The sequence below is a fragment of the Streptomyces yamdrokensis genome, assembly GCF_053890455.1.
Window position 1 is genome coordinate 32,305 of record NZ_JBSSMB010000004.1, and the last position, 24,415, is coordinate 56,719.

Annotated in this window: 15 protein-coding genes and 1 pseudogene; 6 read left to right on the forward strand and 10 right to left on the reverse strand. The window is 70.2% G+C overall.

The window, feature by feature from the left end; translation table 11 throughout:
• The first annotated feature begins 158 nt into the window (after nt 1-158).
• Nucleotides 159-1,079: an oxidoreductase gene (locus ACWZEH_RS35355; protein WP_456200480.1), complete on the forward strand. Its 921-nt coding sequence runs from the start codon at nt 159-161 to the stop codon at nt 1,077-1,079.
• Between the two features lie 30 nt (nt 1,080-1,109).
• Here the strand turns inward: ACWZEH_RS35355 and ACWZEH_RS35360 are convergent, their stop codons facing one another.
• The 9 genes from ACWZEH_RS35360 to ACWZEH_RS35400 all read right to left on the reverse strand — a co-directional run bounded on the left by ACWZEH_RS35360 (nt 1,110) and on the right by ACWZEH_RS35400 (nt 16,713).
• Nucleotides 1,110-2,150 (reverse strand): carboxymuconolactone decarboxylase family protein, encoded by a 1,041-nt coding sequence (locus ACWZEH_RS35360; RefSeq protein WP_456200482.1) that lies wholly within the window; start codon nt 2,148-2,150, stop codon nt 1,110-1,112.
• Nucleotides 2,151-2,628: 478 nt separating this feature from the next.
• Nucleotides 2,629-3,978 (reverse strand): cytochrome P450, encoded by a 1,350-nt coding sequence (locus ACWZEH_RS35365; protein WP_456200484.1) that lies wholly within the window; start codon nt 3,976-3,978, stop codon nt 2,629-2,631.
• Complete coding sequence (gene sgcE6 / locus ACWZEH_RS35370; RefSeq protein WP_456200486.1) at nt 3,975-4,523, reverse strand: NADH-dependent FAD reductase SgcE6; 549 nt, start codon at nt 4,521-4,523, stop codon at nt 3,975-3,977. Before sgcE6 ends, ACWZEH_RS35365 begins: the two co-directional genes overlap by 4 nt.
• A 130-nt stretch (nt 4,524-4,653) precedes the next feature.
• The gene (locus ACWZEH_RS35375) at nt 4,654-10,464 is read right to left on the reverse strand and encodes a type I polyketide synthase (protein WP_456200488.1); all 5,811 of its coding nucleotides are present in this window, start codon (nt 10,462-10,464) and stop codon (nt 4,654-4,656) included.
• Nucleotides 10,461-11,639 (reverse strand): enediyne biosynthesis protein, encoded by a 1,179-nt coding sequence (locus tag ACWZEH_RS35380; RefSeq protein WP_456200489.1) that lies wholly within the window; start codon nt 11,637-11,639, stop codon nt 10,461-10,463. Before ACWZEH_RS35380 ends, ACWZEH_RS35375 begins: the two co-directional genes overlap by 4 nt.
• On the reverse strand, nt 11,636-13,564 hold the full coding sequence (locus ACWZEH_RS35385) for a CRTAC1 family protein (RefSeq protein ID WP_456200490.1): 1,929 nt from the start codon (nt 13,562-13,564) through the stop codon (nt 11,636-11,638). Before ACWZEH_RS35385 ends, ACWZEH_RS35380 begins: the two co-directional genes overlap by 4 nt.
• A 12-nt stretch (nt 13,565-13,576) precedes the next feature.
• A complete protein-coding gene (locus tag ACWZEH_RS35390) occupies nt 13,577-14,545 on the reverse strand; it encodes a DUF1702 family protein (protein ID WP_456200491.1) in 969 nt (322 codons plus the stop codon).
• Between the two features lie 78 nt (nt 14,546-14,623).
• Complete coding sequence (locus tag ACWZEH_RS35395; RefSeq protein WP_456200493.1) at nt 14,624-15,622, reverse strand: DUF1702 family protein; 999 nt, start codon at nt 15,620-15,622, stop codon at nt 14,624-14,626.
• A gap of 131 nt (nt 15,623-15,753) precedes the next feature.
• Nucleotides 15,754-16,713 carry a hypothetical protein gene (locus ACWZEH_RS35400; protein ID WP_456200495.1) on the reverse strand — a complete coding sequence of 320 codons (960 nt, stop codon included), beginning with the start codon at nt 16,711-16,713 and terminating at the stop codon, nt 15,754-15,756.
• Nucleotides 16,714-16,940: 227 nt separating this feature from the next.
• Here ACWZEH_RS35400 and ACWZEH_RS35405 point away from each other — a divergent pair, with 227 nt between their 5' ends.
• Entirely contained in the window at nt 16,941-17,537 is a 597-nt protein-coding gene (locus tag ACWZEH_RS35405) for a carboxymuconolactone decarboxylase family protein (RefSeq protein ID WP_456200497.1), read from the forward strand.
• Here the strand turns inward: ACWZEH_RS35405 and ACWZEH_RS35410 are convergent.
• Nucleotides 17,514-17,981: an acyl-CoA thioesterase gene (locus ACWZEH_RS35410; RefSeq protein WP_456200499.1), complete on the reverse strand. Its 468-nt coding sequence runs from the start codon at nt 17,979-17,981 to the stop codon at nt 17,514-17,516. The two genes, ACWZEH_RS35405 and ACWZEH_RS35410, sit on opposite strands and share 24 nt — an antisense overlap.
• Before the next feature lie 448 nt (nt 17,982-18,429).
• On the opposite strand from ACWZEH_RS35410, the gene ACWZEH_RS35415 reads away from it, so the two are divergent.
• The 4 genes and pseudogenes from ACWZEH_RS35415 (at nt 18,430) to ACWZEH_RS35430 (ending at nt 24,395) form a co-directional block, all read left to right on the forward strand.
• On the forward strand, nt 18,430-18,978 hold the full coding sequence (locus ACWZEH_RS35415) for a carboxymuconolactone decarboxylase family protein (protein ID WP_456200501.1): 549 nt from the start codon (nt 18,430-18,432) through the stop codon (nt 18,976-18,978).
• A 273-nt stretch (nt 18,979-19,251) separates the two neighbouring features.
• Nucleotides 19,252-21,153 (forward strand): FAD/NAD(P)-binding protein, encoded by a 1,902-nt coding sequence (locus tag ACWZEH_RS35420; RefSeq protein WP_456200502.1) that lies wholly within the window; start codon nt 19,252-19,254, stop codon nt 21,151-21,153.
• Entirely contained in the window at nt 21,154-22,380 is a 1,227-nt protein-coding gene (locus ACWZEH_RS35425) for a putative PEP-binding protein (RefSeq protein WP_456200504.1), read from the forward strand.
• 285 nt (nt 22,381-22,665) lie between these two features.
• A pseudogene (locus ACWZEH_RS35430) lies at nt 22,666-24,395 on the forward strand (transposase).
• Nucleotides 24,396-24,415: the final 20 nt, after the last annotated feature.

Here is a 24,415-nt window from a genome sequence, read left to right on the forward strand (position 1 = left end):
GGGTGGCCTCGCGAACGAGCTGCTGCGGGCGCTGTCCTCGCTCAGCCCGGGGGAGAGTGAACTCATCGCGGCGTATGTCTCGCAGCTCAACGGCGCCGAGCTACCGGGGCGGGCCCGCGCAGGGCGGCTGAGGCAACCCACCCAGGAAGGGACGACGGATGAGCACCCGGCGCAAGTGGAGCACGGCCGACATCCCGGACCGGACAGGCACCACCGCGGTGGTCACCGGCGCGAGTTCCGGCATCGGACTGCGCACGGCGGAGGAACTCGCCCGGCGAGGCGCCCACGTGGTACTGGCCGTACGCGACCCGGACCGTGGGGCCGCCGCGGCGGCCCGCATCCGGGCCCGTGTACCCGCGGCCACCCTGACGGTCCGGCGGCTGGACCTCGCCAGCCTCGCCTCCGTGCGGGACGGGGCGAAGGAACTCTGCGCGCAGTTCGCCCGCATCGACCTGCTGATCAACAACGCGGGTGTGATGTGGAACGACCGGGCCCACACCCCGGACGGACACGAACTGCAGTTCGCCACGAACCACCTCGGTCACTTCGCCCTCACCGGCCTGCTCCTGGACCCCTTGCGGGCCGCACCCGGCGCACGCGTGGTGACGATCAGCAGCTACCTCCACAGGCTGGGGCGCATAGACTTCCGCGACCTCCACGCCGAACGCGGCTACAGCCGGTACCGGGCCTACAACCAGTCCAAGCTGGCCAACCTCATGTTCGCCCTCGAACTCCACGACAGGCTGGCGGAGTCGGGCCCGGGCCTCGCCTCGCTCGCCGCCCACCCAGGGCTGGCCGCGACCGGCCTGGGCCGGAACTTCCCGGCCCCCGTGCGCAGGTCCGGCTCCGTGTTCGCGCCGCTGTTCCTCCAGCCCGCCCACATGGGGATGCTGCCCGGTCTGCGTGCCGCCACCGACCCCGGGGCGCGGGGCGGTGAGTTCTACGGGCCGCTCGGCGTGACCGAGACACGGGGCGCACCCGGACTCGTCCGTCCCGGCAGGGCCGCCCGCGACCCGGAGGTCCGGCACCGCCTGTGGGAGGAGTCCGAACGCCTCACCGGCGTCCGCTACCCCTTCTGACCCCGCCACCCGCCCGTGCCGGGGCCGGTTTCATGCCGGCCCGGCCCGGCGGGGTGCGCAGATCCGGCCGCCGATCCGCACCGCGGTGGTCAGGGCGGCGTAGGACGTGAACTCGATGAGTTCACGGTCGGTGGGGAACCGGCTCCTGAAGGCCGCGACGTCCTCCGGGAGGGTCTGGTACGGCGCGAAGGCGGTCAGCAGTGCGAGCCGGGCAGCCGGCACGTCCTCGGCCGGCAGCGCCGACACGGCCTCATCGAGCCACCCCCGGCCCAGCCCCGGGGCGGATCCGTCCCACCGGTCGAGGCGTGAGCGCAACCGCTCCCGTACCGGTTCTGGCACCCAGCGCGCCCCCTGGTCCACGGCGGCGAAGGCCCGCCCGAAGGCCTCGGCCACGGAAGGACTGCCCAGGGCCCACTCCAGTCCGGGGGGCAGGGGCGCCGGGGGCAGCAGGCCGAGCGAGTCGCCCGGCGCCAGCGGGCCCGGGGCGACGGGACGCATGGCCAGGGCGGTGGTGCGCATGATGGGCCCACGCAGGGGCGTCGGCGTCCGGGCGGGCATGGGGGAGTCGGCCAGGAAGAGGGTCACCATGCGGTTGATGTAGTGGAACGTCACCACGACGCCGCAGAGTTCCGGCGCCTGTGCGTCCGGGAACGGGAGCGGGGCAGCGCTCGCGGCCGAGTCTCCCGGGGCGTGCCGTCCGGTCGCCCTGGCCCACTCGGCGATCCGGGCGACCGTCCTGTCCGGCGGCAGCGTCCCCAGGACCGCCTGGTGCACACCGACGCAGTACGGGCAGTCATTGGCGCGTGAGACCTCGGTGGCGACCGTCTCCTTCACCGCGCGGCTCACCAGGCCGTCGGCGAGCAGGGTCTCACGCAGCATCAGCCAGGTCGCCGCCAGCGATGTGGCAGCCGGCGAGTGGAGGGCCACGGGCGGTGCGAGCACCCCGAAGTCCCGCTCCGTGCGGCGGTACACCTGCGCCACCAGGCCCCGGGCGCGGCGCGGGGCGATCACATCTACGTACCGCACCTGCCGCAGGGAGCCCCGCAGCACGGCCCGCACGAGCGGCCTCATCGCCGCTCCTCCCTCTCCTGTTTCACATGGGTTCCCTTCCCCGGAGACCACTTGCCCCCGGTATGTTCTGCCCGGCCCCGTGAAGGGCGCCCCGGCCCACCGGCCGGGCCCTGCACTCCCGTTCCCGGAGTTTCGGTGCGGTCCCTCGGCGCGATGCCGCCAGGAGCCAACCCCAGCTGCTCCATCAGCAGACGGATCAGCGCGGTGGCCGTCTCCTGAGCGGTGGACGCGTTGTACGCGGCGGGCGAAGCCGCCGCCGCGCCGAGGACTGTGCCGGCCGACGGCTCCGTGGTGGGTGCTGCTCCGGCCGGCACCCGGGACACGTGGTCGCTGTCGCTGGTGGGCTGCCTCCTCACAGGGGTGGGCCCCCGGTCCGTCCGGTCCGTTTGCTCCGTCCGGTCCGGCCGCACTCGCGGCGGACGGGGCCGGACGCGAAAGGGCTTTCTCCTGCGGCCCGTTGGGCGTTTCCGCTCGTCCATCAGCCCGCCGCGCTCACTGTCATCGGCAGTCCGCCGCGCATCCGCAGCGACAGCATGGGCTCGGCGACCGCCCGGTGCCCGGGGAGGGTACGCAGGTCGAGGTCCCGGGTGACCAGCGCGGTCACGAACACCGCTTCCATCATGCCGAGGTTGCTGCCGACGCAGAAGCGCGGTCCCGCGCCGAAGGGAATATAGGCGTACCGGGGGCGGCTGGCCACCGCCTGCGGATCGAAGCGCTCGGGATCGAAGCGCTCGGGGTCCTCCCAGAGACGCGGATTGCGGTGCATGATGTACGGGCAGATCAGGACGTCGGCCTTGGCCGACACCGTGTATCCGCCGACCTCGTCCAGCTGCTGGGCTATCCGGGGCAGGACCCACACCGGCGGGTAGAGCCGCATGGCCTCCTGGACGACCATGGTCGTGTAAGTCAGCCGGTGCAGGTCGTCGACGTCCGGGAGACGTTCGCCCAGGACGTTCCTGGCCTCCTCGCGGACAGCGGCGCGGACCTCGGGATGACGCTCCAGCAGGTGCAGCGTCCAGCCGAGGGTACTGGCCGTCGTCTCGTGCCCCGCGAGCAGCAAGGTGACCAGCTCCTCCCGGAGTTGTCTGCGGACCTGTTGGGGCCGCCTGTTCCGCCGTCGGGCGGCCTCGATGATCCGGGACAGTGCATCGTCGCCGGGCTCACCGTCGGCCATCCGCGCGCTGCGGTCGGCCACCAGCAGATCCGCCACCCGGTACAGCTCCCGGCGGGCCCGGCGGAAGCGGGCCTGTGCAGGCAGTGGGAGCCAGCTGGGCACCATGCCTTGGGAGACCATCTCCAGCATCGCCTGGTCCTGCACCTCTTCGAAGGCGGGCGCGAGGGTGTCCTGGGAGGTGAGGTCGGAGTCGAGCAGGGTGCGGCCAAGCACACCGAGGGTGAGCCCGGTGACCTCCTGAAGGACGTCGACCGGGCCACGCCCCTCATGGGCGCGCAGGAGGGCGACCAGTTTGGTGCCCTCCTGCGCGACGGCGTGCGCCTGCCGGTTGATGCGCCCCGGCTTGAACGCGGGCTGCACCGTCTGGCGCTGGGCCCGCCACACCTCGCCGTCACTGGTCAGCAGGCCGTCGCCCAGGACCCGGCGGGACTGCACGAGGCCGATGCCCTTGTGGTAGTTGGTGCTGTTGTCGGCGAGGACGTGTTTGGCGTAGTCGGGCCGGTTGAAGATGTAGAGCTTCCTGGGCCCCATGGAGACCCGCACGGCGTCGCCCAGGGCGGCCGCGTCCTTCATCATCCCCAGGCGGTTCACCGCGAACTTCCTCAGCAGCCCCGGCAGGGCACTGACCGGCGGGCCCGGCGGGTCGATCCTCATGCCACCTTGCCTTCACCGTGTTCAGGGGCGAACCGCCGGAAGCGGCCGCCGGAGAACAGCAGGGCTTCACGGAACGGCCAGCGCACCGCAGAGAGCACCTCGCCGAGAAAGATCGTGTGGTCACCGCCTTCGTACAACTTCTTCTTCTCGCACTCCAGATGCGCCACGGCACCGGCGATCAGCGGTGCGCCGGACTTCGGTCCGGGCTGCCAGGCGACGGCGTCGAACTGGCCGGCTCCCACGGGACGGGAATGGTCGGCGAAGTGGCGTGCCACGGCCTCCTGGCCGACGTCGAGCACCGACACCGAGAACGTCTGCGAACGGTCCAGGCTGCCGTGCATCAGCGCGTCCTTGCCGACGCAGACGAGCACCAGGGGCGGAGAGAGGGAGACGGAGGTGAACGAGTTGGCCGTCATGCCCCGCGGGGAGTCCCCGCCGACGGTCACCACGGTGACCCCGGTGGGGAAGGTGCTGAACGCGCCCCGCAGTTGTTTTCGGTCCTCCAGGTCGACGAGTTCCATGGACGGAACAGTTGTCGGGCTCATGTCTGCCTCCCTGTCAGCGGCCGGGATCCGGCCGCGCAGGACGCCGACGCTCGTGCCGGCGCATCGGGGATCAGTGCGGGTACGGGGGCGGCGACCGGGAGCCGGCCCGTGCGGCGGCCCGTCCGGCCGGTCATGGCCGGGTCCTGGCGGCGGTGACGGCGCCGTCCGGGCCTTCGGCGAGGAAGGCCAGCACCGCCGGTTCCAGGGCGTCGCGCAGCGCCGTGACAAAGGTGGCGATCCGTAGTCCGCCCACGGTGAGGACCACCCAGTTGTCCTTGTTCGGCGGAGCCAGTGTGAGGGGCGCCCCGGCCATCAGTCCGGCCTTCCTGAGACACTCGACGGCGCCCCACACACGCGTCGCCGCGGTGTCGGGGGCCTCGCCCGTCTCCTTGGCCACCAGAGCGGCCAGCTCGGCGTGCTCACCGAGCAGCCCCGCCCATTCGGTGGCGCTGCGTACGCAGACCGCCTCGATGTCGCAGGCCACGGTCTGCGCGGCGGCGACCCCGAGGGTCACGCCCAGGCCGTGGGCGGCCGAGATCCGGCGGTCGTCGGCGAGTTCGGGGCGTCCGTCGGGCCGGTAGCGCACTTCGGCGCTCTCGCCCAGTGCTCGCTGAACGGCCCGTGCGGTGGCCGCACGTCGCTCGTCCTTGGACTCCCCGGCGCCGGGCAGGTCCGGTTCGACGGCGATGTCGAGATGGGTGCCGAGCACCTCCTCCAGAGTCCGCTCCAGGTAGGAGCCGAGCAGCGGGGCGACCCACGGCCCGGAGCCGTCCGTCTTGCGGACGGCATGCAGGGTGAGCCCCTCCCACCGTTCGACGACAGTGCCGTCGGGAGTGCGTACCGCGATGTCGTACACATAGGTGTCGCCGTCCCGGTGGCGCTCGGTGGCGCAGTAGCGCACCTCCTGCGGCAGGTCGTCGCCGGCGGCCATCGGGTACAGCCGCTCGATGCCGGACGGCAGCAGGGTCGCGTCGGGGACGCACACCTGGTTGCCGTGCATCAGCGCGTCCCGCATCCCCGGATCGGCCAGCAGCAGGGTGCCCGGCAGGAAGCCGGCGAACCAGCCGGACGGCGCGGCGATCGCCACATCGGCGTCGACGTGCCGGGCGGCCGCCCGGTGGAAGCGGCGCAGCCGCTGGAAGCGCTCGCCCTGGAAGAGGACACCGCCGTACAGGTCGGCCGCCGGGTCCAGCGGGGCGGCCGGGACGTCCGGGCCGACCTGGGCCGGGGGCCCGTCCGGGATTCCGGCGCCGGAGTAGACCAGCCGGGCCCGGAAGTGTTCGGCGACGAAGCCGGTGTCCTCCGCGTGGATGGCCACGTCCACGGTGTCGGTGTCGGTGACGGTGGCCGCGATCCGGATGCGGGTGGTCCCTGCGGGCGGCACCACGATGGGCCGCAGGAACTGCGCCCCCTCGATGACCGGTACGTCGCCGCGTCCGGTGACCGCGGACGCCACCTGGACCATGGCCTCCATACCGATCACCGCGGGCATCAGCATGTTGTCGTCCAGGAGGTGGTCGGCGAGGTAGAGATCGGTACCGCCGTTCAGTTCGGCCTCGGTGACGAGTTCGACGCCGTGGTAACGCACCAGCGGGGTCCCGGTGAACCGCAGCAGCGGCATCGGCGGGAGGTCGCGGCGTACCGTTCCGATCCCTTCGGTGCGTCCGCTGATCACCGTCACCACGGGGGCGTCCGGGTCCGAGATCAGCCGCAGCAGGATCTCGACGCCCTGGTCGGGCGAGACCGGGACGATGCCCTCGCGGGACAGGGACTCCACGACGGAGAGCTTCTCGCCCATGCCGACACCGGACCACACGGACCATTCCATGCACAGGGCACGGCAGTCCGGATTGTCGCGGGCGACCTTCTCGGTGAGGTCGGCCAGCCATTCGTTGGCGGTGGCGTAATGCGCCTCGCCGCGCAGTCCGGACCGGCCGATGATGCTGCCGAAGGTGACGAGGAGTTTCAGGTTCTCCTCGCCGACGGCGTCCAGGACGGTGCGCAGCCCGTCGACCTTGGGGGCGAACGTGGCGTGGAAGGTGTCCATGCCGAGGCCGGTGAGGGGGGCGGGCTCGTTGCGGCCTGCCCCGTGGAGCACGGCGGTGACGGGGCCGAGCGCGGCGGTGAGTTCGGCGACGGCCGCGGTGACGCGTACCGGGTCGGTGACGTCGGCAGCGGCGTAACGCACCGTTGCCCCGCTGTCCTCCATACGCCGCAGGTTCGTGGCGAGGTCCTCGTCCAGGGCGGGGTCCGACCGGCCGATGACGGCCAGCTTGACGCCGGTCTGCCGGGCCACAGCCAGGGCGCACTCGGCGGTGATGCCCTTGCCCCCGCCGGTGACGAGCAGGACGTCGGAGTCCTCCAGGACCTGGTCGGTGCGCCCGGCGCGGACCGGCAGGGCGCGTAGTACCGGGACACGGCGGGTGCCGTCCGCGGCGAGATGGACCTCGCTGAAGCGGGTGGTCGCCGCGACCTCGGCGGCCACCCGCTCCGCGGCGCCGTCGGCCACCGGGGTGTGCACGACGGTGGTCCGCAGGTGGGGGGCCTCCAGGTGAAGAGTCTTGGCCAGTCCGGCCGCGCCCCGGCCGTGCTGCACCAGGACGAAGCGGCGCTCGCGGTCGCCCGCGAGGGCGGCCCTGGCACCGTTCAACGCGTGTTCGATCTGCTCCCGGGTGCAGGCGGGCGGTAGGCAGACCAGGACTCCGGAGCCCACCGCGGCGTTCTCGAGGGCGCTTCGCACGTCCTGAGCGAAGGGGTGGTCCTGGGTGGTGAACAGCTCCCAGGAGCCGTTGCCCCCGCCCAGTACGGGGGCGGGCAGCGGGACCTCGTCGAGGTCGACGGCGAAGGGGCGGGCCCACGCGGCGGCGCCGGCCACGACGGGTGCGGCGCCCGTACCGCTGTCACCCGTCTCGGCGAGGGTGGTGAGCGCTTCGGCCAGTTCGGTCATCGTCGCGGTAGCGAAGTTGGTCGGTACGTGGGCGGCGGTGAGGCCGAGCTGGACGGCGGCCTGATTGACGATCTGGCCGACCGTGATCGAGCTCATGTGCAGGTCGTCCAGGAGACTGCTGTTCTCGTCGACCAGCTCGGGCGGCAGTTCCGCCCGTTCGGCGACCAGGGCGCGCAGCACGCTGAGCGCCGACTGTCCCGCCGAGCCGCCGGCCTGTGCGGTGACGCCGTTGCCGGAGTCCTCGGCCCGGGGGCCGCGCGTGGCGGGCAGGGCGACATCGGGCGCCTGCTCGCAGGGGTTGGCCAGGAAGCTGAACTCGGCGCCGACTTCCAGCGGCCGGGTCAGCCGGTCGTTGAAGAGCCGCTCGTGGATGAGCGGGGCGCCCAGCACATAGGCGGTGCCGACGACCTGGAGCAGTCCACGCAGGGACTCGTCGTCGGTGTTGAGGGCGACAGCCGGTACCTCGGCGGTGGCTGCCGCCATGCCGGCGAGCACCCGGCCGGGGCCGACCTCGACGAACAGGTCGACATGGGGAGCGGCCGACTGTACCGCCTGGGTGAACAGCACCGGGTCGGTGATCTGCCGCCGCAGCAGCTTGGACAGGTCGGTGTCGCTCTCCAGTTCGCCGCCGGTGACGGTGGAAACGACCCGGCGGTTCACCTCGTCCATGCGCACTCCGGCGAGCCAGGCGCCGAAGGCGTCGGCGGCCGGAGCGACCAGGGGCGAGTGGAAGGCGTGCGAGACCGCGAGGTCGGTGCAGGTGACACCGGCTTGTCCGGCCCGTCCGGTGACAGCTGCGACGGCGTCGACACTTCCGGCGACAACGGTCTGGTGGGGGCCGTTGTAACCGGAGATGACGACAGGCAGCTCTTCGATGAGCTCCCCGGCCTGCTCGGGGGTGGCGGCCAGCGAGACCATGGTGCCCGAGGCGCTGTGCTCGGCCATGGCCGCTCCGCGGACCCGGGCCGCCTCCAGCAGAGTGGTGGAGTCCAGGGCGCCCGCCCAGTGCAGGGCGGAGAGTTCGCCGAGGCTGTGGCCGACGGCGATGTCAGCCTCGATGCCGAGCGCATCCAGGACGCGCAGTCCGGCGGTGGAGCCGGTGACGATGCGGGGCTGAGCCACGTCGGTGGCGACCATGTCGCCGGTGGCGGGCAGCTTGGCCCGCCTGTACACGTCGGCGGCCTCGGTGAAGCGGCGGGCGAGCGCGCCGCCACCGGTCGAGGTGCCCGAGCCCTGGCCCGGGAAGAGGAAGCCGATGCGGGCGCCCCCGGTCGCCCGGCCGAGGATGGCACGGCCGTCGGAGGAGAGCGTGATGCCTTCGCCCCCGTTCGGCGCGTCGGCCAGCCGGCGCAGCCGCAGTTCGGCGTCCTGCGGTGAGGTGACGACGGCAGCCGCCCGGTGGGGCAGTTCGCGCAGTTCGCGCTGGAGGGTGGCGGCCAGGTCGGCGAGCTGGGCGTAGGAGACCGTGCCGGCGAAGTCGGCGACCTGGATGAGGCGTTCCTTGAGCGCCTGCGGTGATTCGGCATCCAGGAGCAGCAGTTCGGCGTCCTGGAGCGAGTTGGCCAGGGTGGTGGCGCGGCGGCTGGTGACCTGGCGCTTGGCGGGGGCGGCCTTGTCGAGTACGACATGGGTGTTGATCCCGCCGAATCCCATGGCGGTGATCCCGGCGCGCAGCGGTGTGTTCTTGGGCCAGGCCTCCGCCTTGCGCAGTACCCGCAGGTTGGCCGACTCGGCGGTGAGTAGCTCGTGCGGGTCGACGCAGCCGATGGCGGGTGGCAGCATCGCGGCGTCCAGGGCCATCGTGGCCTTGATCAGTCCGGCGATTCCGGCGGCGGCCTTGGTGTGACCGATCATGCCCTTGATGGAGCTGATGACGGCGCTGGGGGCGTCGGGATCGGCCTGGGCACGGGCGCCCATGATCGCCCTGAGTTCGGTCGCGTCGCCGACGGCGGTGCCGGTGCCGTGGCCCTCGAAGAGCGGGACGGTGTCGATGCCGAAGCCGGCCCGTTCGTAGGCGCGGGCCAGAGCGAGCTGATAGCCGCTGACCTCGGGGCGGGTGATGCCGCCCTGCCCGTCGGAGGAAACGCCCCAGCCGGCGATCGAGGCGTAGATACGGTGTCCGGCGGCGAGGGCGTCCTCTTCGCGCATCAGGACGACCATGCCGCAGCCCTCGCCGGGCCAGAAGCCGTTGGAGCCGCGGTCGTAGAGCCGCATCTCGTCCTTGGCGAGCGCTCCGGTCTTGGCGAAGCCGATGATCTCGAAGGGGTCGATGGACAGGTCGACGCCCCCGGCGACAGCGATGTCGAGGTCCTCGTACAGCAGCGAGGTGGCGGCGGTGGTGACCGACAGGAGCGAGGACGAGCACGCGCCGTCGACGGTGTATCCGCCGCCGTTGAGGTCGAAGTGGTTGCAGATCCGGCCGGCGATGGTGTTGGACAGGCTGCCCGCGAGGGTGTCCTCGTCGATGGCGGGAAACGGCTTCTTGTAAGCGTCCTCCACTCCTTCGAGGAATTCGCCGAGGCGCTCGTCGCCCCAGTCCTGCCCCTTGAGGGCGTCGGCGAGCACCCGGCGTACGTACGGCCAGCGCAACCGCATCATGTTGGCGCGGGCGAACTCACCGGTGAGGGTGTTGCCGACGACGACGCCGGTGCGCTCCTTGGGCAGCCCTTCCCCGGCCGGGAAGCCTGCGTCGGCCAGCGCCCGGGTGGTGGTGTCGAGCGCGAGCCAGTGCGTGAGGTCGGTGGAACGATAGGTGCTGCCCGCGATGCGGTGGGCGATACGGTCGAACTCCCACCCCTCCAGGACGGCGGCGTTACGGGTGTAGAACTTGTCGGGGGCCGTGGGGTCCGGGTCGTAGTAGTCGTCCAGGCGCATCCGCACGTCGGGCAGTCGGCGAAAGGCACGCCGCCCGGCGACCGCGTTCTCCCACAGTTCGCGCGGGGTGGTGGCGTCGGGGTAACTGCACGACACGCCAACGATCGCGATTCGGCTCATCCTGGCATCGCCGCCTTCTTCTCCTGCGCCGCCGCCCGGAGGGACGCGCACTTGCCGTGGAAGCAGGTGCCGTCCTGGCACGGGTCACCGGTGCGGACCGCCGTGACCGTGGCCGCGCGTACGGGAGCGGGATCCGGGGCGGGGGAGGCCCCGGGAGCCGGTACGGCGGCGACCTGCTCTGCGGGCTCTGTCGGGGTCCGCTGTGCCGGGGCCTGTTGCGCCAGGGCCTGCTGTGCCGGGGCCTGCTGTGCCTGCTTGTCCGCCGCCGCACGCTGCTTCGCCATGAAGTGCAGGCCCCACAGGTAGCCGCCGCGGATCAGGCAGACCAGGGCGGTGGCGAAGAAGATGCCGTACGCGATGCCGAGCCCGGTCAGCACCCCGTACATCGCGGCGACGCCGGCGCCGAAGGCGATCTGGGAGGAACGCTTGGAGGGGGAGGTGCCGGGGTCGGTGACCATGTAGTTCGTGAAGAGGATGAAGGCCACCCCGGTCATCATGCCCAGCGCCGCAGGGATGGAGGTCCCCATCACCAGGCCACGGATGATCGCCTGGAGGGCGAACCCGACCAGCCAGGCGCCGATCAGCCACATACGGCCCGTCAGCTTCGCGTTCAGCATGGTGCCCAGAACCAGGATGATCGCCGGGAGGACCCAGTCGGCGGGGCCGTACAGGTACTCGGTGAAGTGGTAGGGCGGGGCGATGCTGGCCCACGGGAAGAGCAGCAGGATCACCGCGATGCCGAAGTTCGACGGGTTCATGAAGTGCCGCATACGCCCCTTGAGCGGGGCTCGCAGCACCCATTTGGTGCCGACGGCCACGATGACGCCGAACACCAGGACCCAGACGCGGTCATTGACGTACGTGAGCATGTTCACCGCGAGACCGGTGATGTGTGCGGGGAAGAGGAACTCCACCATCCCCTTGAGTCCCCCGCCCGCGAAGCGCGGTGCGCGCTTCTCACCCCTGGCGCTGACCACCTCCAGGCCGATTTCCACCACGTAGGCGGTGAAGACCGCGATGAACGGCCACAGCCATGGCTGCTCGAAACCGAGGAAGGTGTACCCGGCAATGTTGAGGATCGAGATCGAGATCGCGAACCGGCGGAGTGCGGTAATGACCTTCACATCGTGCCGGGGGGCGGCAGCCGTGTTCGCCTTGGTTTCGGGCACGGTCACTTCTCCTTCACGTCGGCGCCGAGTTCCAGCGAGTGCCGGCCGGGGGCCAGCTGGAGATCCTTGTTGTGCACCTGCCCGGTGCGGTCGCGCCAGGTCAGGTGGGTCCGCACCGGTCCCTCAGCCTCCTGGCCGAGGCCGATGTGCACGTCCTGGCTGCGCTTGCCGGAGTGGCCGCTGCCGCCGTCGACACGGCCCAGGCGGGTGCTGCCGTCGGAGAGGGTCACGGTGACCTGTGCGCCGATCACGGGCGAACCGGCCTTGTCGGTGAGACTGAGGTTCAGGTAACCGCCGGTGTCCTGGCTCGTGTTGCAGTAGAAGACGGGGTCCTCCCACTGGCGTGCCACGACCATGTCGAGGCGTCCGTCGCCGTCGGCGTCGCCGGTGGCGATACCCCGGCTGGGCACGGGTACGGCCAGGCCGAGCTGCTTGGACAGGTCGCTGTAGGCCTCGCCGTCCTTGTCCTGGACGAAGAAGCGCAGGTGCTGGTCGCCGGCGAGGTCGTCGCCCTCCTCCACGCGGGGCCAGAAGCGGGGGTGCTTGACCAGCGAGTCGTTGGCGGTGGCGAGCTCCTGGAGCTGGGCCCAGCGGTTGCGCTTGCCCTTGACGAAGCCGACGGCCTGGGTGATCTCCTGGATTCCGTCGTTGTCGAAGTCGCCCATCTTCACGTCCCAGCCCCATCCGGACCAGGCGAGGTTGAGCGGTGCGCTCTTGTCCTTGTAGGGGGCGACGCCGTCGCGGAAGCGGGCACGCAGGTCCGACTTGTCACGGGCCGTTCCGATGAAGGCGAAGTTCGACTCCTGGATGCCGAAGGACGTGGTGATGTTGGAGACGAAGGCGTCGTACAGGCCGTCGTTGTCCAGGTCGCCGAAGTCGACGCCCATGCCCTTGAAGGAGCTGCGGCCGATCTCCTTGGACTTCGGAGTGGTCGCGGTGTGCTTGGCCTTGACCTCGCTGAACTTGAACGTGCCGGGGGTCGACCTGTTGTAGAGGAGGGCCGAGGTCCCGAAGTCGTGCGCGAGGTACATCTCGGGGCGCTGGTCCCCGTCCAGGTCGGTGGCCGAGACCGCCAGCGTCCAGCCCTGGTCGATGTCCTTCGGCAGGACGTTCTTGACCTGCTCGTAGCCGGAGGGGGTCCAGCGGAAGAAGTGGCCGCCGCCGCCGTTCTGGGCGTGGGACAGCGAGTCGTTCATCGTCACGCCGCCGTGCACGGTGTCGTCCAAAACAGGGCTGTCGGGGAAGTAGTTCCCGATGTAGATGTCGTTGTGCCCGTCACCGTCGAAGTCGGCGACGGTCGCGGCGTTGGAGTTCCACAGCGGGCCGCTGTAGTCCTTGCCGCCGTTGCCGGGGACGAGCTCGACGGGCTCGAAGCACTTCGGGTCCATGATCGTGGTGTCCTTGCCCGGCTCCTTCTTCGCCTGGAAGATCACCGGGGTACGGCCCCAGTAGTAGACGAGCAGGTCCATCGCGCCGTCCTCGTTGAAGTCACCGGGGACGCAGCCGATCGGGGCCATGATGTCGCTCTTGGGCAGCGGCGACATGTCGAGTGTGAACGGCGCGTACGACGCGCTCCTGCGGCCGGGCACCGGCGCGGGGGTGACCACGACCTGGTCGATCTGCGGGTCGGTGATGCACAGGTCGTTGGGCAGGCCGTCGCCGTCGATGTCGTTCATGGCGACGCCCGCGCCGACCGAGGAGATCCACGCCTCGATATGCTTGTAGGCCTTGTTGACCTTGCGGACACTCTGTTTCGTGTATCCGCCCGGCATGGCTATCGCCATCGGCTTGAAGGCGAACTTCTCCGCCAGCTCCGCTTTATCGGCAGCACTCGACTCATGCGGCTTCACCGCGTAAAAGGTGCCGACCATGAGAATGAGTGCGATGACTCCGGGCGCTTGCTTCCGCAGCCAGGAAATCGGGTGTGTCATGCCAGCGCCTTTCTACGCGTGCGGAACGGAAGTGATTTCTGCGGCGATGTGCTGCCGCCAGATCTCGAATGCGGGGATCTCGCCGCCGTCGCAGCCCTCGGGCGCCGCGTCGGTACACACCCGAGCGGCTTCCTCGGGTGTCCGGCCGCCGCACAGGACACGGGCGGCGACATGCGTGTGGGCGATCGTCGTACCCGCCCGCTCGCGCGCCTCGCAGGCGAACGCGGAGCCCTGCGCCAGGTTCGGCCGGTGCTCACCCGCGTGCTTGGCGAAGCGCCGCAGCTCGTCCTCGTCGGCGCTGCCCGCGTAGGTGCAGGCGAGCCCGGCGCCGGCGTACATGTCGCCGTGACGGTGGGCGGGGTAGGCGTCGATGAGCTCGGCGACGACGTCCGGGTCGGTGCCGCCGACGAACCACAGGGCGCGGCCGATGCCCTGGTCGATGACGCGGGCACTGTAGGCGTCCGGCCCTCCCTTCCAGCTGAAGGGGTGTTCCGGGCCCGGGTCGCGGACATAGGCGTCGGTCTTGAAGTACGCCTGGTGGAAGCCGTACCCGTCCAGGATCAGCCAGCGCAGCACCGGATCGGAACGGGTCACGTCGGGCCACATGAACCGCGGCAGTCTGGCCATCGCCCAGCCGACGCCGACATAGATCATGTAGTTGTGGTGCCGGCCCCTGCCCTCCAGGATCCCGGTCAGCCGCTTGTTGCCGCCCGTCAGCGAGTCCAGCATGACGGCGCCCATACCGGCGCCCTCGTACGCGAAACCGCGGAAGGCCCGGGGGACCGTCTCCAGCCAGTCGGCGGCCTGGTCCGCGGAGCGTGCCTCGACCGCGTAGGCATATCCCTGGAGGAAGCTCTTCCCGACCGTTTCCAGCTGCTGCTTGGCCTCCGCGTTCTTGATGTGGAACCCGCGTGTTTCCAGTTGCGTTTCCCGGACATTGGGCGTGAGGACCCGGCGCCTCAACGCACGCATCATGGACACCTGAAATACCGCCCCTCGATCCTTTGCCTGAATTTCCCGTTCGTTAGACGAAGATATTCGACAGAGGTACCCGTGTGGCTACTCCAGGAATGCTTGACGGGTATGCGCGAGAAGTTGTTCACGCACCGCGCGGCGCCACAATTCATAGGTCGGGACATCACCCGCCACGCCCGGTTCGGGCGCGGCGGCGTCGGCGAGCGCGGCCGCCGCCTCGACGGTGATCCCGGCCAGCGCGTGCAGCGCGGTCCGGGTGTGCTCGGGGACGGTGGCGGAGAAGTGGCGGGCCTTCGCCGCGAAGACGGCGCCCTGCGCCACATGGCCGTGCAGCTCACCGGCCTCGGCGCGCAGCGCGGCCAGTTCGTCGGCCGTGGAGCAGCCCGCAAAGGTGGCGGCGAGTCCGACGCCCGCCCACAGATCCGGCTCACGTTCGGAGGCGAACCTGCGCACGGCGGCGCTGACCTGCCCGACGTGCGCACCGTGGATGAACCACAGGGCACGGCCGATGCCCTGGTCCACCGCCCGCCGGAAGTAGTCCGGGTGCCCGTCCCACGCGTAGGGGGTGTCCGGACGCTGGTCGTCGACCCAGCGGGCGGGGTCGAAGTAGGCACGGTCGAAGCCGTACCCGTCGACGGCGAGCCAGTTCATCGGCGGGTAGAACTCCTCGCCGTCGAGCTCGTCGGGCATGACCTTCTTCCACAACGGCCGGGGCAGCTTGGCCATGGCGAACCCGATGCCGATGTAGTTGAGGAAGATGTGCCGCCGTCCGGCGCCCTGGAGGAGCTCCCGGGTGCGTCCGCCGCGGCCGGGCATCGCGTCCCGGATGACCGAGGCCATGGTCGCGCCCTCGTACGCGAAGCCCTGCACCTCCGGGTCGACCAGCGAGAGCCGCCGCTCGATCTCCCACAGGTCCTTGGACTCGATGCCCCATTCGAAGCCGGTCACCACGGCCTGCGGGATGGTCTCCAGCTGCCTGGTGGCAGCGGTTTCGGTCACCGGGAACCCGCGTCCGGCGAAGCTCACGTCACGCAGGGACGGAGCCATCAGAAGTCTGCGCAGAGAGCCCATTGCCGTTGCCACGCGGCGCCTCCTCGGTCGGCCACCAAGGAGGGTGGCGAGGGCCTCATCGTCGATCGGCGGCGAGGATCACGGCATCTTCGGGAATGCGCACACCCTTGCTCGCGATCGTGGCCGGGCGGCGTCCGATGCTGTCAGGCCGCCCAAGGCGCGATCGGGTACCAGGGAATGATCTCGCGGCGCGCGAGCAGCCTGACGTCCCAGTACAGGACGGTGAATACGCCCGCGACGATCAGGGTCACCGCGGTCACGGCAGCCATCCGGCCCGGCCTGGCCGTCATCCAGACGGACAGCCGGCCGCCGGCGAAATAGGCCATCAGGAAGAAGATCACCGCGATGATCACCACGTTGCCGACCGACTGCAGCACGAACGCCGCCGCCCCGTACAAGGGGTTGCCGCTCTCGGCCGCATCACGGAAGAGCTGGCGGAAGAGCGGATACGGCCGCCCGATGAGGAAGCCACCGACCAGGACACCCATGAACACCGTCTGGGCGTGCGGGAAGCGGCGGGCCGACCTCGCGAACGGATCACGGGTGTACCCCAGCGCGCTGAGCCCCAGCCAGAACATCGACAGCCCGATCACCCCGAACGTGACCATCGACTGCACCGATCGCCCCGACAACTCCCCCGGAACGGTCTGCGCCTCGGAGAACTGCGGCATCGACGTCCCCACCAGACCGACCACCGCCCCGTACACCGCCGAGACCACGACCATTCCCAGGAAGAGCCAGCCCAGCGGTCTGAGCGCCTGGACGGCCCGGCCCGCACGACTGTTCACGGTCCCCAGCATCGGAGCGACCGTGCCGAACACCGCGATGTTGCACGCGGTGAGAGTCCCGGCGAGACCCGACGTGAAGGCGAAGGCCGTCCCGGCCGCCACCGAGGCAAGCGGGGCAGTCTCCGGATCACGACCGAGAATCGACCTCGCCACATTGCCGCCGACCGTCTGGTCGACGAACTCCGCCGACCAGATCACGGTCAGCAGAAAACCGGCGACCGTACCGAGGACCAGCAGGAGTCCGCGCCGCCGCACCTCGTTCCCTCCGGTGCCGACGCCGCTCCCACGAACCGGTAATCCATCGATGCCTGCCACAACAGAGCTTCCTTGTCAGCCGTCGGATCTGGCGACAGCGTAAAGGGGACGGGCGGCGATTCCTTCTTCCCGGTTGCTGGATCTCCGGACGGAGAGCGGAAGGGAGCAGGGGAGGTGATCAGTGCGCGGCGGCCGAACCGAATTGAGCAAGGGAGGAGTTGGTCGCGGACGACGCTCTCAGGAGCATGGACGGGTCTACCGCTCGGACGACAGACGAGGACATGCCCATGCCACATATCAAGACCGGCAACGACGAGCCCGGCATCCGCGGTCTGATGGCCCACCGCCCGGACACCGCCGCGCCGCTCAACCACCTCGCCAACGTGCTGCTGCGGGAGCCGGCCTCCCTGAGTCGCGGGGAGCGCGAGCTGATCGCGGCGTATGTCTCCCACCTGAACAGCACCCCTTTCTGCGCCGGAACGCACGGCGCGGCGGCCGCCGCCCAGCTCGACGGAGGCCGGGACACGGTCAGGGCCGTGTGCGCCGGCCCGGACAGCGCGCCGGTCACTCCTCGGCTGCGCGCCCTGCTGCGGATCGCGGCCGAGGTGCGGCAACATGCCCGTCCGGTGTCCGACGACGCGGTCGCCGCGGCCCGCGCCGAAGGTGCCGAGGACAGCGACATCCACGACACCGTGCTGATCGCCGCGGCCTTCTGCATGTACAACCGCTACGTCAGCTGTCTGTCCACCGATGTCCCGGCCGAGGAGGGTTACTACGACGCAGCGGCCCACCGCATCGTCGGACAGGGCTACGGCACAGGCCTCCACCAGGACCACGTCCCGGACATGTCCGTCGGCACCTCAGCCCTCGCGAACGGAGGCTGAGGCCGGTACCTGCGCGGCGTACGGTTCCAGGGCCAGCCGCAGGGCCTCGGGCACCCTCGTGGGCCGGGTGTCGCCATTGGGGCCGCGCATACAGGCCACCCGCTGCCGGCCACGGGCCACCAGCTTCTCGGTGCCCTCGTGCAATCGCACGTAGTCGAAGGTGAAGGCGATCTGCGTCTGGGTCAGCTCCTCCAGGCGCATCTGGATCGAGAGCTGGTCGAAGGCGGTGATCTCGGCGAAGAATTCGCAGCTCACCGAGACGGTGAACAGCTTCAGGTCGTCGCGAATGTCGTCGAGCACTTCGGGGGCCATGTCCAGCAGGAACATCTCCCGGCACCGGCCCTGCCAGCGAACGTAGTTGACGTAGTAGACGTTGCCGACCAGATTGGTCTCCTCGAATCCGACGAGATAGCGCAGTTCGTAGTAGGGCCGCACGTCGGCCATCAGCGTTTCCTTTCCTTCGTCATCAGGGCAGGCGGCCACCGGTCACGCCTGTTCGTTCCAGCGCGGGATCTCGACGGCGCCCCATGCGGGCCCCGCCGCCAAAAGGCCCCCTGTCCCGCCGGGTGTGGTGACCGGCGGACACATCGCGAAGACCGGTGACGGCACGATCGGATCCACCACAAGGCCTGGTTCGAATCATGGGAAGGGATCCCACAGATACGATTGAGGATCGCCCAACGGCCGGCATCTCCCGGCTTGCTGAGGGATCTCGGGTCCGGACAACTGCCCTGCACAAAGCGCGGTTGACGGGAGCCGGAGCAATCCCGAAGTGGTACGCCACCAGGAGAAGCGGCGGTGAGGGAAGAAGGCGACAACCGCCCAGCGGTCTCGTTGTTTCGGCAGACTGCGGGGACGGGGGATTCCCACCACTACCGAGGAGAGGCATCACATGCCGCGGATTCCCGTCCACACCGTCGACAGCGCGCCCGCAGCCGGCGGGGAGACCCTGCGCCGCCTGGAGAAGCGTTTCGGGAAGGTGCTCAACATCCACGGAGGGATGGCCCACTCACCCGTGGTCCTGGAGGCCTATGCGGCGATCAGCACGGCCATCGCAGAGCACGGCACCTTCGACGCCCGCACACGCGAGGCGATAGCCCTGGCCGTGGGCGCGGTCGACGCGTGCGCGTACTGCCAGTCGGCGCACACGGTCTCGGCGAAGACGGCGGGCTTCACCGAGGAGGAGACCGTGGCGATCCGCCGTGGAGAGGCGGGCGACGACGCGAAGCTCGCCGCCCTGGTCCAGGTCGCGAGGGAGATCGCCGGCGAGGTCGGCGAGGCCTCCGACGCGGCGTGGGACAAGGCCGTGGCACAGGGCTGGACGGACACCCAGCTGACAGAGGTGTTCGTCCACGTAGCGGTGAACCTCTACACCAACTACTTCAACCACTACGCCCGTACGGAACTCGACGTCCCGGCCGCACCGGGCCTAGACGGCTGATCCCACCGGCCGCGCGCTCCGGGTCGTTTTGGTGCCGCGCGGCCACACCGGCGAAAGAGCCGGTCCCGCGGGTCACCCCATCGGGTCTCGACGGCCGGCAGGTTCGGGATTCGTCCGCGCACGTTCGCGATCGCTGCTTGTCCCGGCATCAGAACCATGCCCCAAGGGCCCAACCACACGAGCAAGTCGACGTTTCATCAGGCAACTTCCACTCAGTACGCGGCACCGGCGGGGCGGCACTGCCGGGAGCCCTCGGTTCAGCGGGGAGGCTTCATGAGTCGAACGGACGTGCGCCCCAGAGTGCTCGTCGTGGGGGCCGGTCTGGCCGGCACCGCAACGGCGATCCGACTGCTCCGCTTCGCGCGAAGACCACTTGAGATCGTCCTGCTGGAGCGGCGCCCCGACTACCGCTCCGCCGGAGTCGCCTACCACCGTGACGGCAACCCCTGGGACCACGTCTTCAACATCCAGGCCGGCCGAATGTCCGTGTTCCGGGAGGACGTCCTCGACTTCATCCGCTGGGGCAACCAGGAGGCCGACCGCCGGGACTGGCCGCAACACTGGGCCGCGCAGGAGTTCACCGAACAGGGCCCGGCACCCCGCCGAATCTTCCAGGACTACCTCGACGACCGGCTGGCCGAGGCCAGAAGGGAGTCCTGCCCCGGCGTCGACCTCGTCGAAGCGGACGGTGAGGCGCTCGACATGGACGCGTGCGACCGGGGCTTCGAGGTGACGGTGGGCCACCTCTCCGCGAACGGCCTCGACGGCCTGCGTCCCGGGCCGCTCCCGGACACGGAGGTGCTCGGCACGGACCACGTCGTCCTCGCCACCGGCCTCGAACTCAAGGAGCCGCCCTTCGCCGCAGAGGTCACCGGGCACCCCTCCTTCGTACGGAACCCGTACTCCGCGACCGGAATCCGCAAACTCGCCCAACTCCCGTCCGACGCCACCGTCGCCATCGTCGGATCCGCGCTGAGCGCCTACGACTCGGCAGGCATGTTGCTGCGCAACGGCCACACCGGGCGGATCCACCTCATCTCCAAGTCCGGAACGATCTTCCGCACCTACCCCAACACCCACGAACACGGCGTGCTGCGACTGCCCCGCCCCGACGCCCTGCTGGAGCCCTACCGCAACCGCGAGGAATTCCTGGCCAGGGTCAGGACCGCATGGCGGACAGCGTGCTCGACGGTCCGGGAGAATCACCCCGACATCGCCTCCGTGATCATCTCCGAGCGCGTCGCCAAGGCGTGGGAGCCCTACCTCCCCGAGGCCATCGAACGCATCCCCACGGACGAACTGCGCTGCCTGCTCGATGAGTTCGCCACCACCATCGCGGCATTACGCGTCGGTGCCGTGGAGCACACGATGGGGGTCATCGAACACGCGATGCGGCCACCGGACGGGCCGGTGGAACTGGTTCTCGGAAAGGTGCGGGCGATCACGCCCGCGCAGTCCGGGCGGCTGCTGGTCTCGGTCGCCGCACAACACGAGAAGCACAGCGTCGAAGCCGACCTGGTGGTCTCCAACTTCGGCAGGGAGTCCGACTACGCCAAGGTCGGACAGCCGCTCTGGCGAAACCTCCTTCGCAAAGGCATCGCGGCCCCCCACGAGCGCACCGGGCGCGGCCTGGAGGTCGACGAATGCGGAACGCTGCTGGGCGCCGACGGGCGACCGGCAGGTCCGATCTCCACGGTCGGCGCGCTGAGGGAGGGCGACGAGATCGTCCGGCACGGCCGAACCGGCGCGTTCACGTTCAACCTCGCCGCTATCAAGAACCACTCGGTATCCGTCGCGGCCCACGTGATCGAGCAGCTGGAACTGCGGCAGGACGGCTTGAACGACATCGCGGCCCGGCATCCCCACTACCGGAGCTATGCCAGCAATCCGGAGGAAGCGGCCCGGGCGGCCCTGGAGGAGTCTGTGGTATTGGAAGTACGAAGGCTGGCCACGCGTGAACGCGAGCAAAGAGAAGCACTCGACTCCCGCCTGAACGCGAGCATTCTTTCCCTGGGCGGTCTTCCGGCACTTCCGACGGATGTCTCCCGGCCCGACCGCCTGATGAGAGCAGTCGTCAACCGGGTCGCTGTGGAACGGCTCAACGACGTCTCCGTGACGCCACGGCAGCTACGTCGGCAACTGGGGATCGGGAACGTCGAGAACCTGGAGGGTTAGTTGAACGGGAACGGGCGGCGGATTCTGGGATTTCTTCTGGCCGGCGGCACCGAGAGCGTGCTGCATGGCATCTGTAACCGAACAAGAAGTCCACGCGAGGGAACCATCCTCGTCGCCCCTTCCCTCGAAGCCGGGCTGTACGACGCCATCGTGGCCGCGCGCGCGGTGGTCTGCGGCTCCGGCGGGCTGACCGGTCACATGCAGTCCCTGTGCCGCGGCAGAGGGATACCCGTGCTCCGTGTCGACGAGGCGGACCTCGCCGATCTGGTCGGCGAGGTGACGCTGTACCTGGAGAGCGCGTCGATCGTCGTCGGACCGAAGCCGTCCGCGGAGTCCGGGGCCGGGAGTCCCACCCTGGACGACCTCGGCTCGGCGTGCGCGGTCATCGCGGACCTGCAGGACATCACCACCGTCAACGCCTCCGGGCCGAACGCCGGACAGGTCGAGTCCTTCTTCATCCGCGAGGAGTTCCTCTGCCTCGCACTGGGTCTGAGCCCGCTCGACGCCATGGCCGGCGGCCCCGCCGACATCACCGCCTACGGACAGGCCATCGGAGGGAGGCTCTGCGGCTTTGTCGAGGCGCTCCTGCCCGGCCAACGACTGATCCTGCGGATGCTCGACCTGCGCTCCGACCATGCGGCCGACGTCACCGAGACCGCCCCGGTCGCGGTCGAGCCGAACCCCGAGATGGGCCTGCACGGCGCACGCTGGCTGCTCGGCTCCGTCGCCTACCGCGACGCATTGCACGCCGTGCTGTCCACCCTGCGCAAACACCTCGGCGACGAAGCCGACCGGGTAGGGCTCTCGGTGCCGTTCGTCAGCGACGAGACGGAGTTCTCCCAGCTCAGATCGCATCTCGACCTACCGGACGGCGCTCCCCTGTCAGCGTTCATCGAGACGCCCTCCGCCGTACACGCCACCTCGGCGATGTGCGCCGCGGGCGTCAGCGAACTGTTCGTCGGCATCAAGGACCTGGTGCAGTTCTACCTCGCGGCGGACCGGGGCAACCACCTGGTCGCCGACTCCTACCGCACCCGTCACCCGGCTGTCCTGGACGGGGTGCGCAGGGTCGTGGAGTCCGCCCGCGCCGCGGGCACCCCGGTACGGGTCTTCTCCCTGGCATCCGATCTCGACCACTACCTCGAGAACCTGCCGACCCCCGACGGCTACATGATGTGCACCGCCGAACTCCAGCAGATGCTCCTGCAGCCCCACTCCCGGACCTGATCGCCGCGCCGTGCCCGCATCCGACGTGCCGGACGGCGCCTCTCCCCATGCCCGGGGCGGCCGCCCACGCCCGCACCTGGGAGTTCGGCGTACTTGATCCGGCCAACCAGGCATTTCGCACCGTCATTCGATGGCCGGCGGCACAGCGGGCGGCTGTGGATGGGGTGCCGGTAAGAACGCTGTCATCGATCCTGCTGGCTTGTTCCGTGCCCGGCAGGGCTGGCAGCCCGTCGGTCGGGACAGCAGCGGACGTCTTGGCGATCCCGGTCGCGGGTGGAGTGTGGGATGTCGATGCGGCCGGGGCCGTGGCCGAGGGTGCCTGAGCTGACCGCGCAGGTGGCACGGGCTGTGGCGGCACGGGGCCCGTACCCGTTGGCGATGCGGGACCGTGACGAGCTGGGCGAGTTGTTCGCGGACGCCGAGTTCGCCCAGGCGTTCGGAGCCGGAGGGAATCCGGGCTGGCCATTGGGCCAGCTGGCGCTGGTGACGGTGTTGCAGTTCACCGAGAACCTCACCGACCGGGCGGCAGCGCATCGGGGGCGGTACGGCATGGACCTGAAGTACGCGCTCGGCCTGGAGCTGGATGATCCCGGGCTCGACGCCTCGGTGCTGTCCGAGTTCCGCACGCGACTGGTCGAGCACGGGATGGAGGAGAAGGTGCTCGACCTGCTGCTGACCGCCCTCAAGGACCGGGGCCTGGTGAAGGCGGGAGGCAGGCAGCGCACTGACTCCCCCCGCGTGCTGGCGGCGGTACGCGATCTGAACAGGCTGGAGCTGGCCGGGGAGGCGCTGCGGGCCGCGCTGGAGGCGCTGGCCTGCGCGGCCCCGGACTGGCCGGCCGGGGCGGTGTCCGTTCGGGAATGGGCCGACCGCTACGGCCCGCGGACTCACTCCTGGCATCCGCCGGCTTCCACGAGCAAGCGCGAGGAGATGGCCCTGGTCTACGGCCGGGACGGGTTCGCGCTGCTGGAGGCAGTGCATGCCCCTGGCGCGCCGGCCTGGCTGCGCGAGCTCCCGGCGGTGCAGGTCCTGCGCACGATGTGGGTGCAGAACTACCACCGCACCGTGACCGAGGCCGGAGCGGAGGTGAAGCGGCGGGAGAGCAAAGACCTCCCGCCCGGCCGACTGCGGCTGGCCTCTCCGTACGACACCGACGCGCGCTACGGCCTCAAACAGGGCTCCTGGTGGACCGGTACAAGATCCACATCAGTGAGTCCTGCGACGATGCCGATGACCAGGACTCGGCTTCCGGCGGCCAGGCTCTGATCCCTGGAGCCGACGGACCGCCGCCGCGCTTGATCACCGGCATCGCGACCACCGACGCCACAGTGACCGATACGGAAATGACCGAACCGGTCCATCACATGCTCGCCGCCCGCGATCCCCTGCCCGCCGAGCACTTCCCCGGTTCCGGTTACGCCTCCGCCGAGCTGATCGTGGGCATGAAGAAGAACTTCGGAGTCACCCTGGTCACCCCGGTCCTGATGAACAGCTCACCCCAGGCGCGTGCCGGCGCCGGGTTCGACCGCACCGCGTTCGCCGTCGACTGGGACAAGCGGCAGGCCACCTGCCCACGCGGGGACACCAGCACCTGGTGGAGCCCCGCCACCCTGCGCGGCACCAAGGCCGTCGTCATCAAGTTCCACAAGGAGACATGCCGCCCCTGCCCGGTGCGCGACCAGTGCACCCGCTCGAAGACCGGCGGCCGTACCCTCTCCCTGCAACCCCGCGAACGGCAAGAAGCCCTCGACCACGCCCGCCTCCAGCAGGGCGACGAGCAGTGGCGAGCCAAGTACGGAACCCGCGCGGGCATCGAGGGAGCCATCCACCAGGCCGTCGCGGTCACCGGGATGAGACGTGCCCGCCGCCTCGGTCTCCAGAAGACCCACCTGGAACACGCCCTCTCCGCCGTTGCACTCAACCTCATCCGCCTCGGTGCCTGGTGGAACGGCCACCCGCTCGACCGCACCCGCGTCAGCCACCTTGCCCGACTCGACCTCTCCCTTGCCGCGTGACCGAATGGGGGTCTTCCTGG

Excerpts from the sequence above, each read along its gene's own strand:
- ACWZEH_RS35365 (WP_456200484.1), bottom strand. The coding sequence starts at position 3,978 with ATGAGGATCGACCCGCCGGGCCCGCCGGTCAGTGCCCTGCCGGGGCTG.
- ACWZEH_RS35415 (WP_456200501.1), top strand. The coding sequence starts at position 18,430 with ATGCCGCGGATTCCCGTCCACACCGTCGACAGCGCGCCCGCAGCCGGC.
- ACWZEH_RS35375 (WP_456200488.1), bottom strand. The coding sequence starts at position 10,464 with ATGAGCCGAATCGCGATCGTTGGCGTGTCGTGCAGTTACCCCGACGCC.
- ACWZEH_RS35420 (WP_456200502.1), top strand. The coding sequence starts at position 19,252 with ATGAGTCGAACGGACGTGCGCCCCAGAGTGCTCGTCGTGGGGGCCGGT.
- ACWZEH_RS35410 (WP_456200499.1), bottom strand. The coding sequence starts at position 17,981 with ATGGCCGACGTGCGGCCCTACTACGAACTGCGCTATCTCGTCGGATTC.
- sgcE6 (WP_456200486.1), bottom strand. The coding sequence starts at position 4,523 with ATGAGCCCGACAACTGTTCCGTCCATGGAACTCGTCGACCTGGAGGAC.
- ACWZEH_RS35405 (WP_456200497.1), top strand. The coding sequence starts at position 16,941 with ATGCCACATATCAAGACCGGCAACGACGAGCCCGGCATCCGCGGTCTG.
- ACWZEH_RS35355 (WP_456200480.1), top strand. The coding sequence starts at position 159 with ATGAGCACCCGGCGCAAGTGGAGCACGGCCGACATCCCGGACCGGACA.
- ACWZEH_RS35385 (WP_456200490.1), bottom strand. The coding sequence starts at position 13,564 with ATGACACACCCGATTTCCTGGCTGCGGAAGCAAGCGCCCGGAGTCATC.
- ACWZEH_RS35360 (WP_456200482.1), bottom strand. The coding sequence starts at position 2,150 with ATGAGGCCGCTCGTGCGGGCCGTGCTGCGGGGCTCCCTGCGGCAGGTG.